Source organism: Nocardiopsis sp. FIRDI 009 (assembly GCF_003386285.1).
Lineage (GTDB): Bacteria > Actinomycetota > Actinomycetes > Streptosporangiales > Streptosporangiaceae > Nocardiopsis.
Map to the genome: position 1 here is coordinate 247,117 of NZ_QPNC01000001.1, position 16,271 is coordinate 263,387.

13 protein-coding genes are annotated in these 16,271 nt (G+C 73.8%); 7 read left to right on the forward strand and 6 right to left on the reverse strand.

The genetic code is table 11. The features are described 5' to 3' along the window. Window positions 1-118 precede the first annotated feature (118 nt). Entirely contained in the window at window positions 119-904 is a 786-nt protein-coding gene (locus tag DVR05_RS01045; protein WP_116243968.1) for an alpha/beta hydrolase, read from the forward strand. Between the two features lie 64 nt (window positions 905-968). Beyond that, entirely contained in the window at window positions 969-2,252 is a 1,284-nt protein-coding gene (locus DVR05_RS01050) for an MFS transporter (RefSeq protein ID WP_198658984.1), read from the forward strand. On the opposite strand, the gene DVR05_RS01055 is transcribed toward DVR05_RS01050, so the two are convergent. The 3 genes from DVR05_RS01055 to DVR05_RS01065 form a co-directional block, all read right to left on the reverse strand. Further along, window positions 2,249-3,211 carry a hypothetical protein gene (locus tag DVR05_RS01055; protein ID WP_116243867.1) on the reverse strand — a complete coding sequence of 321 codons (963 nt, stop codon included), beginning with the start codon at window positions 3,209-3,211 and terminating at the stop codon, window positions 2,249-2,251. The two genes, DVR05_RS01050 and DVR05_RS01055, sit on opposite strands and share 4 nt — an antisense overlap. Before the next feature lie 248 nt (window positions 3,212-3,459). After that, window positions 3,460-4,020 (reverse strand): peptide deformylase, encoded by a 561-nt coding sequence (gene def / locus DVR05_RS01060; protein WP_116243970.1) that lies wholly within the window; start codon window positions 4,018-4,020, stop codon window positions 3,460-3,462. Window positions 4,021-4,097: 77 nt separating this feature from the next. Then, window positions 4,098-4,910 carry an aminoglycoside adenylyltransferase domain-containing protein gene (locus tag DVR05_RS01065; RefSeq protein WP_116243868.1) on the reverse strand — a complete coding sequence of 271 codons (813 nt, stop codon included), beginning with the start codon at window positions 4,908-4,910 and terminating at the stop codon, window positions 4,098-4,100. A gap of 818 nt (window positions 4,911-5,728) precedes the next feature. Between DVR05_RS01065 and DVR05_RS01070 the strand changes: the two genes are divergently transcribed. Both DVR05_RS01070 and DVR05_RS01075 read left to right on the forward strand, forming a co-directional pair. Beyond that, window positions 5,729-6,406: a sirohydrochlorin chelatase gene (locus tag DVR05_RS01070; RefSeq protein WP_116243869.1), complete on the forward strand. Its 678-nt coding sequence runs from the start codon at window positions 5,729-5,731 to the stop codon at window positions 6,404-6,406. Between the two features lie 304 nt (window positions 6,407-6,710). Beyond that, complete coding sequence (locus tag DVR05_RS01075; RefSeq protein ID WP_116243870.1) at window positions 6,711-7,655, forward strand: aminoglycoside phosphotransferase family protein; 945 nt, start codon at window positions 6,711-6,713, stop codon at window positions 7,653-7,655. 201 nt (window positions 7,656-7,856) lie between these two features. Here DVR05_RS01075 and DVR05_RS01080 read toward each other — a convergent pair whose 3' ends face one another. Together DVR05_RS01080 and DVR05_RS01085 are read right to left on the reverse strand one after the other, a co-directional pair. Next, window positions 7,857-8,543: a response regulator gene (locus DVR05_RS01080; RefSeq protein WP_116243871.1), complete on the reverse strand. Its 687-nt coding sequence runs from the start codon at window positions 8,541-8,543 to the stop codon at window positions 7,857-7,859. Next, window positions 8,524-11,061, reverse strand: a complete 2,538-nt coding sequence (locus DVR05_RS01085; protein WP_116243872.1) for an ATP-binding protein — start codon at window positions 11,059-11,061, stop codon at window positions 8,524-8,526. Before DVR05_RS01085 ends, DVR05_RS01080 begins: the two co-directional genes overlap by 20 nt. Window positions 11,062-11,555: 494 nt before the next feature. On the opposite strand from DVR05_RS01085, the gene DVR05_RS01090 reads away from it, so the two are divergent. Beyond that, window positions 11,556-12,239, forward strand: coding sequence for a hypothetical protein (locus tag DVR05_RS01090; protein WP_232831909.1), 684 nt, complete (start codon window positions 11,556-11,558; stop codon window positions 12,237-12,239). Window positions 12,240-12,294: 55 nt separating this feature from the next. Here the strand turns inward: DVR05_RS01090 and DVR05_RS01095 are convergent, their stop codons facing one another. Further along, window positions 12,295-13,923, reverse strand: a complete 1,629-nt coding sequence (locus DVR05_RS01095; RefSeq protein ID WP_198658985.1) for an FAD-binding oxidoreductase — start codon at window positions 13,921-13,923, stop codon at window positions 12,295-12,297. 17 nt (window positions 13,924-13,940) lie between these two features. On the opposite strand from DVR05_RS01095, the gene DVR05_RS01100 reads away from it, so the two are divergent. Both DVR05_RS01100 and DVR05_RS01105 read left to right on the forward strand, forming a co-directional pair. Then, window positions 13,941-14,528 carry a TetR/AcrR family transcriptional regulator gene (locus DVR05_RS01100; protein WP_116243873.1) on the forward strand — a complete coding sequence of 196 codons (588 nt, stop codon included), beginning with the start codon at window positions 13,941-13,943 and terminating at the stop codon, window positions 14,526-14,528. A 33-nt stretch (window positions 14,529-14,561) separates the two neighbouring features. Then, window positions 14,562-16,097, forward strand: a complete 1,536-nt coding sequence (locus DVR05_RS01105; protein ID WP_116243874.1) for a glycerol-3-phosphate dehydrogenase/oxidase — start codon at window positions 14,562-14,564, stop codon at window positions 16,095-16,097. Window positions 16,098-16,271 lie beyond the last annotated feature (174 nt).

Below are 16,271 nucleotides of genomic sequence, written 5' to 3' on the forward strand. Positions count from 1 at the left end.
TGTTCCGACATGCCTGACGTGTCATGAAGAGTCCGATCCGGTGCGGGTGGTGCCGGAGAGGGGGCGACACGCCGGGGCCGGTCGCGGGGGCGCGGTGGTGATCGGGCACGATGGTCGGGTGTCTGACGCCATCGACCACCCACCCTCCCAGGACCGACACCTCTGGCTGACCACCTCCGACGGGGTCGGCATCGACGCCGTGCTGCGCCGCGGTCCCGACTCCCGGACCACGGCCGTGGTCCTGGCCAACGGGTTCACCGGAACCCACCGCAGCCCCCACACCCGCGCGATCGCCGAGGGCCTCCTGCCCGTCGGCGACGTGATGACCTTCGACTTCCGGGGCCACCACGGGTCCGGCGGACTGAGCACCGTCGGCAACGCCGAGATCCACGACCTGGAGGCGGCCGTCGCCCACCTGCGGGAGTCGGGCTACACCTCCGTCGCCACCGTGGGCTTCTCCATGGGCGCCGCGGTGGTGGTCCGCCACGCCGCGATCTACGGCGGCGTCTCGGCCGCCGTGGCCGTGAGCGGTCCCAGCCGCTGGTACTACCGGGGGACACGGCGGATGCGCCTGCTCCACCTCGGTATCGAGGGCGCCCTCGGCCGGTTCTTCCTCCGCCGGGTCCGCGGGGTGCGGGTGACCGACGAGCGGTGGAACCCGCGTCCCGCGGAGCCGCGCGAGATCGCGGGGGACATCGCGCCGACCCCGCTCCTCGTCGTGCACGGCGACGCCGACGACTACTTCCCGGTCTCCCACGCCACCGCGATCCACGACGCGGCCCGGGAGCCGCGGGAGCTGTGGATCGTTCCGGGGATGGGGCACGCGGAGCGCGCGGTGACGCCGGAACTGACCGCCCGGCTGCGGGACTGGCTCCGGGAGCGGGTCAGCGCCGCACGGGACTGACCGGCGCGACGGGACGGACCGGCTCGCCATCGACAGAGGTGGCGAGCCGGGATAGAAAGGGCGGATGATCCGATCGCGTTCGTCCTCCTCGGCGCCCCCGGAGACGGCACCGCCCCCCGACGGGCTCCCCGGTCTGCGCGGGCGGGGGTTCGCCCTGCTCATCGCGGCCACGGCGGTCGGGATGACCGGTTTCGCCGCCGTGCTCCCGCTCGTCCCCCTGTGGGCCTCGCGCGGCGGCGCGGGCGAGTTCGGCGCGGGCGGCACCACGGCGGCGTTCATGCTCACCACCGTGCTCACCCAGCTCTGCATGCCCTGGCTGCTGGAACGCGGCGGCGGGTACCGGTGGGCGTTCCCGGTAGGGGCGTTCGTCATGGGCGCGCCCACCCCCCTGTTCCCGGCGACGACCGACCTGGCGCCGCTCATCGCCCTGTCGGCCGTGCGCGGGGTCGGGTTCGGGATGGTGACGGTCGCCGGAACCGCGCTGGCGGCCCGGTTGGTCCCCGGCGACCAGATGGGCCGGGCGACGGGCTACTACGGTCTGGCGGTCGGCCTGCCGCAGGTCCTCATCCTGCCCGGCGGCGTGGGGGTCGCCCTCAACCTCGGGTTCGACACCGCGTTCTGGATCACCGGGTTGTGTTCGGTGGCGGGCAGCGCGCTGTCCGCGGGCGTCTGGTTCGCCGACGGGGGCCGCAACCGACCGGCCCTGCGGGGAGCGGGCCGCGGACGGGGCTCCGCGGCCCGGACCGGGCGCGTGCCGTTCTCGGCGCTGGCCGCCCCGCTCGTCCTCATGCTGCTGACCGCCTCGGCGGCCAGTGCCGTCGTCACCTTCGTGGCGATCCCCCTGGAAGGCGCCGCGTGGCTGGTCAGCGGTGTACTGGCGACCTACGCGCTGGGCGCCGTCGTCGGGCGGTGGAGCGCGGGGAGTCTGCACGACCGCCTCCGCCGGAGCCTCCTGCTCATGCCGGGCGTGGCCGTCGCGGCGGCCGGGACGGCCCTGACGAGTGCGGCCCTGTGGTGGCAGGACGACGGTGGCAGACCGGGGGTCGGGGTGGCGGTCCTGGCTGTGGCCGGCGCCGCCGTGTTCGGCCTCGGCTTCGGCGCCGTGCAGAACGAGACGGTCACCCTCATGCTCAACCGTGCCGGTCCGGCGGGGTTCGGTCGGGCCAGCGCGGTGTGGAACATCGGTTTCGACGGGGGCACGGGCGCCGGGGCGATGGGCCTGGGGCTGGTCATCCAGCTGCTCGGGTACGGACCGGCCTTCGCACTCACGGCGGTGGCGCTGGCGGCGGCCCTCCCGCTCGCCCGCGCCGGAGGACCCGTCCGGTCCGGGGCGGAGACCCGACGCTAGTACGAGCTGATGTGCACGTGGTCGTAGTGGTTCTGGGTGTTGTCGCCGCGGTCGTTCATGAACACCCACCGCGGGTTGGACTGCTGCCAGATCCGCTGGCGCCAGATCACGTAGTCCACACCCCACGCGGCGGCGTTGTCGATCGCGTACTGGGCGATCTGGTCCCCGAGGGCCTGGTTCTCCGCCGAGGGCATCGCGCCGCCGGAGCTCATCATGAAGTCGCAGGCGCGGCCGTCGCCGTGGTCGTCGGCGCTGGGCCGCCAGCAGCCCACGGGGTAGGGCGCGCCGTAGGCCATGATGATGTTGTCCCGGATCGCGGCCATGCGCGGCGTGGTGGACTCCCAGCCGCCGCCCCGGGCGCTGTCGGGGATGGTGCCGTTCCCGGGGGTCTCGGGGACCTGGGACTCCTCGTACTCCCGGATCCGCTCCTCGACCTCCTCGCGCTGCTCCTCCAGCGTCTCGACGAGCTCGGCGGCCTCCGCCAGCTCCTCGTTCAGCTCCTCGGTGACCTCCTGCTGCTCCCGGTGGGTGTCGACGAGGTCGGAGATGTGCTCGGACTGGCTCTCGCTGATGTAGGCGACGGTCGCGGCGTCGGTGTACATCCGCTCGGGGTCGCTGGAGAAGACGATCTGGAGGCTGGGGAGGAATCCGTCGCTCTTGTACCGGGAGGCGGCGATCGCGGACACACCGCTCCGGGACTCCTCCAGCCGCTCCTCGATCTCCGCCAGGTCCTCCTCGGCCTGCTCGACCCGGTCCCGGATCTCGTTGAACTGGAGCAGTTCGCCGTTGTAGGACTCCTCCAGTTCCTCCGCGCGCTCCGTCAGCTCGTCGATGTCGACCTCGTCCGGCTCGGCCGCGGCGGATGAGGGCAGGGCGACCAGGACGGCCGCCGCGATGCCGGTGACGGTGAGCGCGCAGCGCCGGGCGCGCCGCGGGACGGGGTGAGAGGAGGGTGTCATGGCTGCTCCGAGGACGGTCCACGCGCGACCCGTCCCCGCCGACCGCGGTGTGCGGGGGTGTCGTGGGGGCGGGGGTGGAGGATCGACATGCCTTGGGTGGTCCCCGCGTGATCGCGGGGGAGGGGCGGGGCCGTGTCCGAAGATACCCGCTTCCCGGGGATGTGTCGTTGTCGTCCGGTGTGCCGAGGTCCGGCGGCCGGGGGCCGGATCCGTGGCCGGCTCCCCCTCCCGGAACGGCGGCGGGGTGGTCAGCCCCTGCCGCCGAACGCGCTGGGGAGCGCGCCACCGGCCGGGGCCGAGGGGGCCGCCTGCGCGGGGAGGAACCAGGACGAGCGGCGGATGTCACGCATCGCGCGCTTGCGCTCCTCGGCGTCCAGCCGGTCGATGTAGAGCATGCCGTCCAGGTGGTCGGTCTCGTGCTGGAGACAGCGCGCCATGAGCCCGGTGCCCTCGACGGTGACCGGCTCGTTGCGCAGGTCGACACCGGTGACGACGGCGCGCTGGGCCCGTCGGGTGGGGTACCACAGCTCGGGCACGGAGAGGCAGCCCTCCTCGCCCTCCTGGACCTCCTCGGACACCTCCGCGATGCGCGGGTTGATCACGTAGCCGAGGCGCCCCTCGACGTTGTAGGCGAACACACGCAGCCCGATCCCGATCTGGGTGGCGGCCACCCCGGCGCGGCCGGGGGCGTCCACGGTGTCCAGCAGGTCCCGCACCACGGACTCGGTGTGCTGGTCGAAACGGGTGACGGGCGTGGTCGGGGTGACGAGTACGGGGTCGCCGAACCGGACGATGGGGCGCATGGTCATGCCCATCAGATTAGGACATGGTCGGCGCTCCCGTTCCACGGGCGGGGCGGGTGCGGTGGCCCCGGCCGGGGCGGGGCTCAGACGGCCATGCCGGGGCGCAGGGCGTCGTCCAGGACCATCTCGATGTAGTCCAGGGCGGCCCGGCGCCGGGCGAGCGCGCTCTCGTACAGGGAGGGGGCCTGGGCGCTCCGGCGGACGCGCAGGCACTCGTTGACGATGCGCTGCCACCGCTCGGGGAAGGCGTGCAGGGCGTAGGCGCCCGCACCGGACTTGGAGGTGATCTCCCCGGTCTTGAGCGTGAAGTGCAGGCGGCTGACGCTGAGCACGCTCCAGGAGGGGGCGAGGGAGCCGAGGACGGCCAGGCCGCGCGGGGTCACCAGGCGGCCCGCCTTCTCCCGCCAGCGGCGCCACTGCTCGTCGAGCGACCCCAGGGACCAGGTGCGCAGACTCTCCGGTTCGTCCCACACGTCGAGTTCGAGGGGATGCGGTCCGCGCACCGTGACGCCGCGGTCGGCGAGGACGTGCCAGGTGACGGGGTTGACGTCGTTGCTGGCCCGGGCCCGGAAGCGTCCGGCGGTGACCGAGGCGACCGAGCCGCAGGCGGCGGGGTCGCGGGTGAGGTCGTCCCAGGTGACGTGGATGCCGTTGAACTGGGGACGGGGGACGTCGGCGCGGGTGAGGGCGTGGGCGCGGCGCAGGAGCTCCAGCTCCGGCTGTCCCGGGGCGCGCGAGGTGACGATGACGAAGTCGACGTCGCTGGTGTGCGGACGGAAGTCGCCGAGGGCGACCGAACCGGTCAGATAGAGGCCTTCGACCAGACCCGGGGCGGTCCGGTCCGCGTGGGCGAGGAAGGTCTGGGCCAGCGTCTGCACCCGAGGGTGGACGGCCATGCTCACTCCAGTCAGGATGGTTCGGTGGATCGGCGGGTCGTGCTCGCCCGGTGTGGGGAAGCCGGGACGCGGCGACCCGGGGGATTCCCGTGGCGCGTGTGCTTCGGGAAGCCCCCGTTTGAGGTCAAGTGTGGTTGGCGTGGAGGGGGTTGGCAAGTGATCACGCCGGACTTGCCCCCTGTCTCCCCACGTCAGGTGGTGTGCGGTTACGGGAGGGAAGGGGAGCGTACACCCTTGACAGGGATGCTTCCCGTGTGCAACAGCCGGACGTGAACCCCTCACGTGCGGGCGTGGTCGGTGTCGCGTCCGGCGGGCGGCCGGGGCGCGCGTCACCCTTCGCGGGTGGGTCGGCGTCGGGACCGACGCGGTGCGCGGATCGGGTCCGCGTGTTCGGAATCATGTGCACCTGCTCCGTGCATATGCATTTGAATTTCTTTGCTCCGACTTTTCTCTGGAGAACTTTCCCGGCAAATCGTACGCCGGGGCGGGCGTATTCGGCGTGATCTCCCTCCGGTCCCATTCCCCGCCTCCGTGCGGGCGCCGGACGTCGTGCCTGGGTGCGCCCGGAGTGGTCGGTGGTGACCTGGGGGCGGGCTCGGCGCACGGCCGCCGTGCGGCGTACGCCACTCCGCGGCGATGTAGACACGTCACGTTTTTTCGGCGATTGTTATGGTTCACCAAGAGAACCCCTGGTGATAACCATCACAGCCATTGTCTGATGTTTTCCCCGGCGTAACACAGGGGCACTCCCCCGAAACTGGGCCGCTTTACGCTCGCGGAGGACGGCAGATACGCACAGCGATTCCAAGGAGCCGCACATGGTCCCCACGATGGTCCTCGTAGCCGACGATTCGCGTGACGCCCACCGACGGGAGGCCCTGTGCGGTCTGGCCGAGGCGGTGGCCGACCGGGGCGAGGCTCCCGTGGTCCCGGCCTTCGGCAGCCCCGACGAGGTCGCCTCGGCACTCCGATCCGTTACCGGCCCCAAGGTGGTCGTCCCCGCCTTCGTCGCCGGGGGCGACGTGGCCAGCGCGCACCTGTTCTCCCGGCTCGACCTCGCCCACCTGGAGAACTCCTGCCACACCCCGCCGCTGGGCGCGGTGCCCTCCATCGTCGCCGACCTCGCCGGGCGGCTCGCGGAGTCGGGCTGGAGCCCGCAGGACGGTGTGGTCCTGGCGGCCGACGGCACCACCGGAGCCGAGGAGCGCCAGGTGGTCATGGACGTGGCCCGCATGCTGAGCCGACGCCTGGGCGCACCGGTCCAGGTCGGCTACCTGCGTACCTGGGCGCCCTCGGTCTTCGACGCCGTCGACCGACTGCGCCGCGACGGCCGCGAGCGCGTCGCGGTCGCCGCGTGGCGGCTGGTTGACGGTCCCGACTTCGACCTGCTCCGGGGGCTGGACGTCACCGCACTGACCGCGCCGCTGTGGCCGTCCGAGCTGGTCGTGGACACCCTGCTCGCCCAGCACCGGGCGGCGAAGGGCCGACTGGACTGAACGTCGGAGACCGTTACTGGAGCCATGCGGAACCGTTACTGGGGCCATGCGGATGGGTATGGAAGCAACGGGCGGGAATTCTCCGCACCCACGAAGCCACATCCGTTCCGCTCCGGTCGACGCACGGAGCGGCACGGGTTCGGATACGGCCCCTCACGAGGTCGCGGCCTCCTGTGACCCTGGCACGAAGGTCCCCCCGCCGCCGACCCCGGCCACGAGGGACGTCGTCACGCGCGCGACCGCCGACCCGCGTTGGGGGCCCGGCCCCGGTCGGCGTCGACGTGAGCGAACCTAAGGTGGATGTATGAACGACGTCACAGCGCAGTTCGTCGACGACCACCAGCGTCGTCGTCTGGAACGGCGCTTCGGCGGCCACGTGACCGAATGGCTGTCCGAGCTCCCCGCCGTCGTGGAGAAGCTCGCGACGGAGTGGCGACTCACCGTCGACGGAGGGGCCCCACACGGCCGCACGGCCGTCGTCGTGTACGTCACCCTGTCCGACGGCCGCGAGGGCGTCCTCAAACTCTCCCCGGACAGCGGGCTCGCGGTCACCGAGGCCAACATGCTGCGGATGTGGGCCCCCTCCCACCGGGTGCCCGAGGTGTGGGACCTGGACTCCGAGCGCGGCGCCATCCTCATGGAGCGCGTCGAGGGGGAGACGGTCGCGGACATCGGGGCGGTCCCGCCCATGGTGACCATCGGGACCCTCATCGCCCAGCTCCACGGGGTGGAGGTGTCCCGGAGCCAGCTCCTGGAGCTGCGCCCCCTCATGGCGCGGGTGCAGTTCATCTTCGACCTGTGGAACCGCGAACGCAACGAGGGGCCCGCGGCCAAGGTCATCTCGACCACCGCCCTGCACCAGGGCTACTGCCGCGCCCGCGCCCTGGCCATCGGCGAGACCGACGTCGTCCCCCTGCACGGCGACCTGCACCCCGGCAACGTGCTCGACGGCGGTCCGCGCGGCCTGGTCGCGCTCGACCCGCGCGCCTGCGTGGGCGACGGCGCGGCCGACGCCGTGGACTGGGCGGTGTGGAAGGCGACGAGCGTCGCCGAGGTGGAACGGCGCGTCGAGGTGCTCTCCCGGACGATGGGGGTGGACGGCGACCGGATGATGGAGTGGGTGCGCGCGTTCGCGCCGTGCCTCGCCGTCGCCAAGGTCAACCGTGCGCAGAGCCACACCGACGAGTTCGAGACCCTCATGGACCTGATGTCGGGCGACCGGGTCCTGGCCCGGCCCCACCCCCGGTGACCCCCGCCGCTTCGCTGAGGTGGGAGCCCGCCCCGCGGTGACCCCCGGGGTCTTCGTCCGGGCGCCGGCAGGGTTCTGCACGACGAGGCGAGCCGCGTGGCGAGGAACGAGCGACAGGCGCGGCCGAGGAGGAAGAACCCCTGCCTCTTCGGGCGCCCGAACACGGTCCGAAGCGAAGCGGAGGACCAAAGCAAGCACTGCCTAGTCGTCCGCTCCCGGCGTCTCGAAGCGGTACCCGCGGCCCGCCTCGGTGATGAGGTAGCGCGGTCGCGCCGGATCGGGCTCCAGCTTCCTGCGCAGCTGCGCCAGGTACACCCGCAGGTAGTTGGTCTCGCTCTGGTAGGCGGGGCCCCACACGTCGTGCAGGAGCTGGCGCTGGCTGACCAGCTGGCCGGGGCGCCGGGCCAGGATCTCCAGGATGTGCCACTCCGTGGGGGTGAGCCGCACCTCCTCGCCGTCCCGCACCACCCGCTTGGCGCCCAGGTCCACGGTGAAGGACGGCGTGCGCACCACCGGCGCCTCCTCCAGGCGGACCGACCGCCGCTCCGCCGCGCGCATCCGCGCCAGCAGCTCGTCCATGCCGAACGGTTTGGTGACGTAGTCGTCCGCGCCCGAGTCCAGGCAGCGCACCTTCTCCCCGGCCGAGTGGCGCGCCGACAGCACGATGATCGGCACCTGGGACCACCCGCGGAGCCGCTGGATCACCTCCATGCCCTCCATGTCGGGCAGCCCGAGATCCAACAGGACCACGTCCGGGTGGTGTTCCGCCGCCAGGCGCAGCGCCGAGGCGCCGTCGGGAGCGGTGTCCACGTCGTGTCCGCGCGCCCGCAGGTTGATGCGCATCGCGCGGATGATCTGCATATCGTCGTCAACGACCAGGACCCGCATCGGCCTCCCTCTCGTCGTCCTCGCCGTCCGTGTCCGCCGCCCGCAGGTCGAACACCATGGTCAGCCCGCCGCCCGGGGTGTCCTCCGGGGAGAGCGTGCCGTGCATCGCCTCAACGAAACCACGGGCGACGGCCAGCCCGAGCCCGACCCCCGTGCCCTGGGGGGCGTCACCCAGACGCTGGAAGGCCTCGAACATCCGCTGCTTGCCCTCGTCCGACACCCCCGGTCCCCGGTCCACCACGCGCAACTGCACCCTCCCCCCGTGCGCGCTCGCGGCGACGAGGACGGGCACGCGCGGGTCGGGGTTGTGCCGTACGGCGTTCGACACCACGTTGGCCACCGCACGCTCCAGCAGCCCCGCGTCGGCACGGACCCGGGGCAGCCAGTCGGGTACGTCCACCGTGACCGCCTCGTTGGGCAGGCCGATCAGGGTGGCCGAGACCACCTCCTCCAGCCCCACGGGCCGAATCTTGGGGCGCACGCTGTCGGTCTGCACCCGGCTCATGTCCAGGAGGTTGTCGATCAGCCGGTTGAGCCGGTCCGCGGACTCCTCCACGGTCTCCATCAGGGCGTCCCGGTCCTCCGGGTCGAGCTCGATGTCGGTCGCCCGCAGGCTGGCCATGCTCGCCTTGATCGACGTCAGCGGCGTGCGCAGGTCGTGGGAGACGGCGGCCAGCAGCGCGGTGCGGATGCGGTTGCCGGCCACCTGACCGCGCGCCTCGGCGGCGTCCCACTCCAACCGCTTGTGCTCCAGGGCGATCCCCAGGTGGGCGGCGAACGCCCACAGCACGCTGCGGTCGGCGGCGGGCAGCACCCGGCCGCGCAGCGCCAGGGCGAGGGAGTCGGAGATCGACACGAGCACGTCCGCCTCCTCCGGCGACTCGCACGCCGGGGCGCCCACGCTGTGCACGGCGCTCCACCGGTCGCCCTCCACCCGCTCCAGCAGCGTCGCCGACCGCTGTCCGAAGGTCTTGGAGATCCGCCGCAGCAGCGCCTGGAGGGGTTCGTTCCCGGCCAGGACACTGCCCGCGAGCAACGAGATCGCGTCGGCCTCCGCGCGGCCGCGCGCGGCCTGCGCCGACCGCCGCGCCGCCATCTCCGCCACCACCGCGACCAGCGAACCCACCAGGACGAACGCGGTGAGCGCCACGGCGTTGTCCAGGGACACCGGGGGCCTGTCGTGGTGGGGTGAGAGCACGAGGGTGAGCAGTACCGCGCTCCAGAGCGCCGAGGCCAGGGCCGGCCACAGACCGCCGACCGCCGCCGTGGCGACCGTGGTCAGCAGCAGGAACATCGCGTCCGAGGACAGTCCCACCCCGGAGAACGGGGGGAGCAACAGGAGCAGCGACATCAGCGCCGGAGCCACCGCGGCCAGCACCCACCCGGTCACGCGCCGGTGCTCGCCGACGCCGCGCCCCGGGGCCGGGAGCAGCCACATCCCGCTGCCCACCTCCTCGTGGGTGACGATGTGCACGTCGATGTCCCCGGAGTCGCGCGCCACGATCGCGCCCACCCCCGGCCCGAACACGTACTGCCAGCTGCGGCGGCGCGAGGACCCCAGCACGATCTGCGTGGCGTGCACCCCCCGGGCGAACTCCAGCAGCCCTCTGGGCACGTCGGAGCTGATCACCTGGTGGTAGGTGCCGCCCAGCTCCGCGAGCAGCTTGCGCTGGCGGACCAGGTGCTCGGTGAGTGGGCGGCCGATCGCGTCCGACTTGACCACGTGGACGGCCAGCAGGTGGCTGGGCTGGGGGTGGCCCCCGCGCGAGCGAGCCGCGACCCGGGCCGCGCGGCGGATCAGCGTCTCGCCCTCCGGGCCGCCGGTGAGCGCGACCACGACGCGTTCGCGCGCCTCCCAGGTGCTGCGGATCTCGTGCTCGCCCCGGTACCGGGCCAGACCCTCCTCCACCCGGTCGGCGGTCCACAGCAGGGCCAGTTCGCGCAGCGCGGCGAGGTTGCCCTCCCGGTAGTAGGCGGCCAGGGCGGCGTCCACGCGTTCGGCCGGGTGGATGTCCCCGTGCGCCATCCGGCGGCGCAGCTCCTGCGGGGTGACGTCCACCAGCTCGACCTCGGCCGCGCGGCGCACGACCTGGTCGGGGACGGTCTGTTCGGGACGCACGCCGGTGATCTGCGTGACGACGTCGTTGAGCGACTCCAGGTGGTGGATCCCCACCGTGCTCACGACGTCGATCCCCGCGTCCAGCAGCTTCTCCACGTCCCGCCAGCGGGCGTAGGTGGGCGCGTCCGGCCCGTTGGCGTGGGCGAGGTCGTCGACGAGCGCCAGTTCCGGGGCGCGCGCGATCACGGCGGCGGTGTCGACCGCGCCGGACGGGTGCTGGGGTATCACCTCCAGCCCCGTCAACAGGGCGGACGTGCGCTGCCGGCGGTGCGTGTGGGCGGCGGCCACGACCACGTCGGTGCCGTCCTCGGCCCGGCGGCGGACCTCGGCCAGCGCGTTGTGGGTCGTGCCCACGCCCGGCGCCGACCCCAGGTAGATGCGGAGCTTTCCTCGTGCCACGTCTCCATTGTCACGTGCCCGGACGGGGAACGCGTCCCGCCGTGTCACGCCCGGAGCGGAGCGCGGACATGACGGGGCGGGCGGCGGGCGCGATACTGGGCGACGTACGGACGCACGAGCCCCACGCGGGTGGAGGGGGAGCGCGCCCCGTCCGTCCCGTGCGACCCAGCGACACCTGTGAGGAGGTGCGGCGTTCGCCCCGCGACGAGCGCGGGGTGTTCCCACGCCGCGACATGATGACCGAGTATCCCCCCAACGACGGATCGTTCCCGGGCAACCCAGGCGAACCGCCGTTCCCCGGGCAACCGGGGCGGCCCCCGCAGTCCGGCCAGCCCGGGCCGGGCGGCCAGCCCCACTTCCAACCGCCCCCGCCCGGTCCGCAGGGGTGGCCCGGAGCCCCGTACGGGGGCCAGCCCGGCGGGCACCCGCCCGGGTACGGCGCTCCGGGAGGTCCGTACGGCGGCCCCGGGGGAGGGCCGCCCCAGCAGCCTCCGGTGCCGGGCCAGCCCGGGCCGGGCGGCCAGCCGCGCCGCGACGGCCGGGTCGCGCTGATCGTCGGCGCGAGCGTGACAGCCGTCGCGTTGCTGGTCACGGGTGGGGTGCTGGTCTGGAACCTGTCCGGTTCCCGGCCCTACGCGGACCTGCCGAGCTGCCGCCGGCTGCTGACGAGCGAGCTGCTCGACTCCAGGCCCGAGACCGAGGGCCTGCGGGCCGAGGGCGGGTACGAGGAGGGGGAGGAGCTGGCGTACCGCGACGACGACCAACTCCTCGGGTCCCTGACGTGCGAGGTGTCGGACGGCGGAGAGGCCGTGATGGGGGTGTCCGTCGACCTCCTGGAGTACGAGGACGACGGGGACGCCGTCGAGGACCTGCGCGGTGAGTTCGAGGACTACCTGGAGGAGGTGGAGTCCGGCGGCTGGGCCGACGAGCGGGAGGCGGACCTGGTCGACTGGCGGCCGCTGGGGGTGGGCGACGTCGGGGTCGTCGTGCTCTACGAGCCCGGCTACATCGACGAGGAGGTCGTGTACGGCCAGGCGTTCTTCAGCACGGTCAACCTCGGTGTGACCGTCTACCACGTCTACGACGCCGACATCGACGCGGAGGAGGAGCTCGACCGCCTCGACGACCTGGCCCGTCAGGTCCACCGGCAGCTCTCCCGGGAGGCCGAGCGGGCCTGACCGACGGCGGTCCCGGCATCCCGGCCCGGGGCCGCCGCCCGCGGAGCGCCGCCGCTCAGGACGGGTCGGGGATCAGCTTGCCCGGGTTGAGCACGCCCTCGGGGTCCAGCGCCGCCTTGACCGCGCGCAGCACGTCACCGCCCAGCGGACCGATCTCCGCCGCCATCCACGGCCGGTGGTCGGTGCCCACCGCGTGGTGGTGGGTGATCGTCCCCCGGTGGGCCACGATCGCCTCCGAGGCGGCCCGCTTGGCCCGGTCCCACCGCTCCAGGGGCGCCTCACCCGCCGCCGTGGCCACCGTGAAGTACAGCGAGGCCCCGGTCGGGTAGGTGTGCGACACGTGGCACATGACCACGACGCCGCCCTCGTCGCCGTCCAGCGCCCCGGTCAGCGCCGCCGAGACCGCCCGGTACAGCGGCAGCAGGTCGGTCCAGGTCGCCGCCGTCTCCAGCGTCTCCGCGACGAACCCCGACGACAGCAGTGTGTCGCGCAGGTACGGGGCGGAGAACCGGTTCTCCCGCCAGTGCGCCACCGGGTCCGCGCCCAGCGGTGTGCCGCCCGCCGCCGTCAGGACCTCCCGGACGGCGGCCGACCGCGCGGCCACATCCGCCTCGGTCCCCTCGAAGCCCAGGACCGCCTGACACCCCGGGGCGGCCTCCCGACCGCCCAACGCCGCGCCCACGAAGGTCTCCGCCTCGTCCAGCACCCGCGCCATGGTCGGCCGCGTGTCCGACTGCGCGAGCGTGCGCAGCGCGGCCACACCCGTGGCGAAGTCCGGGAAGGACCAGGCCTCGTCCAGCACCGCCTCCGGGCGGGGACGCACCCGCAGACCGACCTCGGTGATCACCCCCAGGACGCCCTCCGACCCGAGCATCAGCCGCCGCAGGTCCGGCCCGGCGGCCGAGGCGGGCGGGCCGCCCAGCTCCAGGGTGCCGCGCGGGGTGGCCACGCGCAGCGACACCACCATGTCCTCGAACCGGCCGTACCCCGAGGACGCCTGCCCGCTGGACCGGGTCGCCGCGTACCCGCCGATGGTCGCGTACTCGTAGCTCTGCGGCATGTGCCCGAGCGTGTACCCGTGCTCGCCGAGCAGGGCCTCGGCGTGCGGGGTGCGCACACCCGCGCCCAGGACCGCCGTGGCGGAGACACGGTCGAGGGACACCAGGCGGTCCAGTCGCCGCAGGTCCAGCGAGATCACGGCCGGAAACCCGCCGCGCAGGGGGGCGACCCCGCCCACCACGCTGGTGCCGCCGCCGAAGGGGACGACGGCCACGCGGGCGTCGGAGCACACCCGCAGCAGGCGTTCGACCTCGTCGTGGTCGGCGGGGTGGACCACCGCGTCCGGCGCCGGGTCGGCCGCCCCGGACCGCCGGAGCAGCAGGTCGGGGGTGCTCTTACCGCCGAGGCGGCGCAGTCGCGCGGCGTCGTCCACGCGTACGTGCTCGGCGCCGACCACCCCGGCCAGCGCCTCGCGGGTCCCGTCGTCCAGGCGGGAGGCGGGCAGCACGACGGAGTCCTCGGCGACGGCGGGCCGCTCCTCGGGCTCGGTACGCAGGACCTGGGCGATCAGGTCGCGCAGCGCGGGGTCGAGCGTCTTCGCCCGGGCCGGGTCGCCCCAGCCGAACCAGCTCATCTCGGGTGCGGGGTCGGCCAGCGGGCCGGTGGGGGAGTTCTCATCAGTCATGCTCTACAGTTTTACACATGGCGTCAAAACGTAACGTTGAAGATCGGATCCTGGACGCGGCCCGCGCCTGTGTCGAGGACTTCGGGGTGCGCCGCACCACCCTGACCGACGTGGCGCGCCGTGCCGAGGTCAGCCGCCCGACCGTCTACCGCAGGTGGCCCGACGTGACGGCCCTGGTCGCCGACCTGCTCACCCGCGAACTGCGCCGGATCCTCCTGTCCGAGGAGGAGTCCGCCGAACAGGACCTGGCGGGGGAGAGCGTGCGGGCGCGCCTGGTCCGCCACGCCGCCGGGGTCGCGCGCGCCATGCTCGACCACCCCCTGTTCACCCGAGTGGTCGACACCGAACCCGAACTCCTGGCCACCTACACGTTCCACCGGCTCGGCACCAGCCACCGCGCCGCCCTGGAGGTGCTGGAACCCGTCATCGCCGAGGGCCAGGCCGACGGGTCGGTCCGGCCCGGGAACCCCGCCGTCCTCGCCCGCCTCGTCCTCGTCACCGTCCAGAACACCGTCACCTCCCGCCGCCTGTTCGCCGACGTGCTCGACGAGCCCGGACTCGCCACCGAACTCACCGGTCTGCTGGACGGCTACCTCGCCCCCTGACCGCACCGCCTCCCTCCAGGAAAGGACCACCCCATGCGCCCCACCCCTCCCGCGTCCTCATCCCTGAACGCCGCCCGGCGCGCCGCCGACCTCGCGGACCTGGGCGCCCACCCACAGGTGGACGTCCTGGTCGTCGGGGGCGGTGTGACCGGCGCCGGGGTCGCGCTCGACGCCGCCTCGCGCGGCCTCGACACCGTCCTCGTCGAACGCGACGACCTGGCCTTCGGCACCAGCAGATGGAGCTCCAAGCTCGTCCACGGCGGCCTGCGCTACCTCGCCCGGGGACAGGTGGGCATCGCCTACGAGAGCGCACGCGAACGCGACGTCCTCATGCGCGTGACCGCGCCCCACCTGGTCCGTCCCCTCCCCATGATCGTTCCGGTGCACCGGGGCTCCGGTCTGGCGCGCCCGCTGCTCGTGCGCGGGGGAATGGGCATGGGGGACGTCCTGCGCGTCCTGGCGGGCACCCCCAGGGGGATCCTGCCCGGCCCGCGGCTGCTCACCGCCCGACAGACCCTGCGCCTGCTGCCCGGCGTGGAGCCCGAGGGGCTGCGCGGCGGCATCCTGTCCTTCGACGGCCAACTGGTCGACGACGCCCGCCTCGTGGTCGCCCTCGCCCGCACCGCCGCGCGCGAGGGGGCCCGCGTCATCACGCGCTGTTCGGCCGAGTCCGTGACCGCCGACGGGGTGTGGCTGCGCGACGGGATCACCGGCGAGACGATCGGCGTCCGCCCCCGGGCCGTGGTCAACGCGACCGGGGTCCACGCCGGGGACCTCGACCCGTCGGTGCGGCTGCGGCCCAGCCGGGGCAGCCACCTGGTGCTGGACGGGGCGGCGCTCGGACATCCCAGGGCAGCGCTCACCGTGCCGGTCGGGGGCAGCGTCAACCGGTTCGTGTTCGCCCTCCCGCAGGCCGACGGCCGGGTGTTCGCCGGGCTCACCGACGAACCCGTGGACGGACCCGCCCCGCGTGTGCCCGAGGTCCCCGCCGAGGACGTCGACTTCCTCCTCGCCCAGCTCAACACGGCCCTGCGCACACGCCTCGGACCCGGGGACGTGCTCGGCGCGTTCGCCGGGCTGCGCCCCCTGCTCGACGGGGACGGGGCCAGCTCCGACCTGTCCCGGGAGCACTCCGTCACCGTCTCGCCCACGGGCGCGGTCACCGTGGTCGGCGGCAAACTCACCACCTACCGGGCGATGGCCCAGGAGGCGGTGGACACCGTCGTACGCGCCCGGCGGCTGTCCGCCGCGCCCTGCCGGACACGGTCGCTGCCGCTGGTCGGCGCCGCGTCCCGGGAGGAGCTCGACGCGCTGGACGCCCCGCGCCGCCTCGTGCGCCGGTACGGGACCGAGGCGCCGGACGTCGTCGCCGAGGCCGACGGGGACCCGGCGCTGCTCGAACCGGTGGCGTGCGGCGTCACCGAGGCGGAACTGCGGTTCGCGGTCCGGCACGAGGGGGCCCTGGACGTGGCCGACCTGCTGGACCGGCGCACGCGGATCGGACTGGTCGACGGGGACCGGACGGCGGCCGACGCGGCGGCACGGGCGGCACTGGCGGACGGTCGGTGACGGGGAGGACACGGATTCGCGGAACGCGCCACACCGACATCCCCTGTCCCGCAGGGCGTTGATCGCGTATCGTCGTAGCCGGTCCGGCGCGCCGTCTCCCTCACGGCCCCGGACGCTCCCGAGCCTCCCCCTGTCCCGGTTCGCCTGCCCACTGAACCGCCCCGCCGAAGGAGT

Excerpts from the sequence above, each read along its gene's own strand:
- def (WP_116243970.1), bottom strand. The coding sequence starts at position 4,020 with ATGACCATGCGCCCCATCGTCCGGTTCGGCGACCCCGTACTCGTCACC.
- DVR05_RS01075 (WP_116243870.1), top strand. The coding sequence starts at position 6,711 with ATGAACGACGTCACAGCGCAGTTCGTCGACGACCACCAGCGTCGTCGT.
- DVR05_RS01095 (WP_198658985.1), bottom strand. The coding sequence starts at position 13,923 with ATGACTGATGAGAACTCCCCCACCGGCCCGCTGGCCGACCCCGCACCC.
- DVR05_RS01070 (WP_116243869.1), top strand. The coding sequence starts at position 5,729 with ATGGTCCCCACGATGGTCCTCGTAGCCGACGATTCGCGTGACGCCCAC.
- DVR05_RS01055 (WP_116243867.1), bottom strand. The coding sequence starts at position 3,211 with ATGACACCCTCCTCTCACCCCGTCCCGCGGCGCGCCCGGCGCTGCGCG.
- DVR05_RS01105 (WP_116243874.1), top strand. The coding sequence starts at position 14,562 with ATGCGCCCCACCCCTCCCGCGTCCTCATCCCTGAACGCCGCCCGGCGC.
- DVR05_RS01050 (WP_198658984.1), top strand. The coding sequence starts at position 969 with ATGATCCGATCGCGTTCGTCCTCCTCGGCGCCCCCGGAGACGGCACCG.
- DVR05_RS01080 (WP_116243871.1), bottom strand. The coding sequence starts at position 8,543 with ATGCGGGTCCTGGTCGTTGACGACGATATGCAGATCATCCGCGCGATG.
- DVR05_RS01065 (WP_116243868.1), bottom strand. The coding sequence starts at position 4,910 with ATGGCCGTCCACCCTCGGGTGCAGACGCTGGCCCAGACCTTCCTCGCC.
- DVR05_RS01100 (WP_116243873.1), top strand. The coding sequence starts at position 13,941 with ATGGCGTCAAAACGTAACGTTGAAGATCGGATCCTGGACGCGGCCCGC.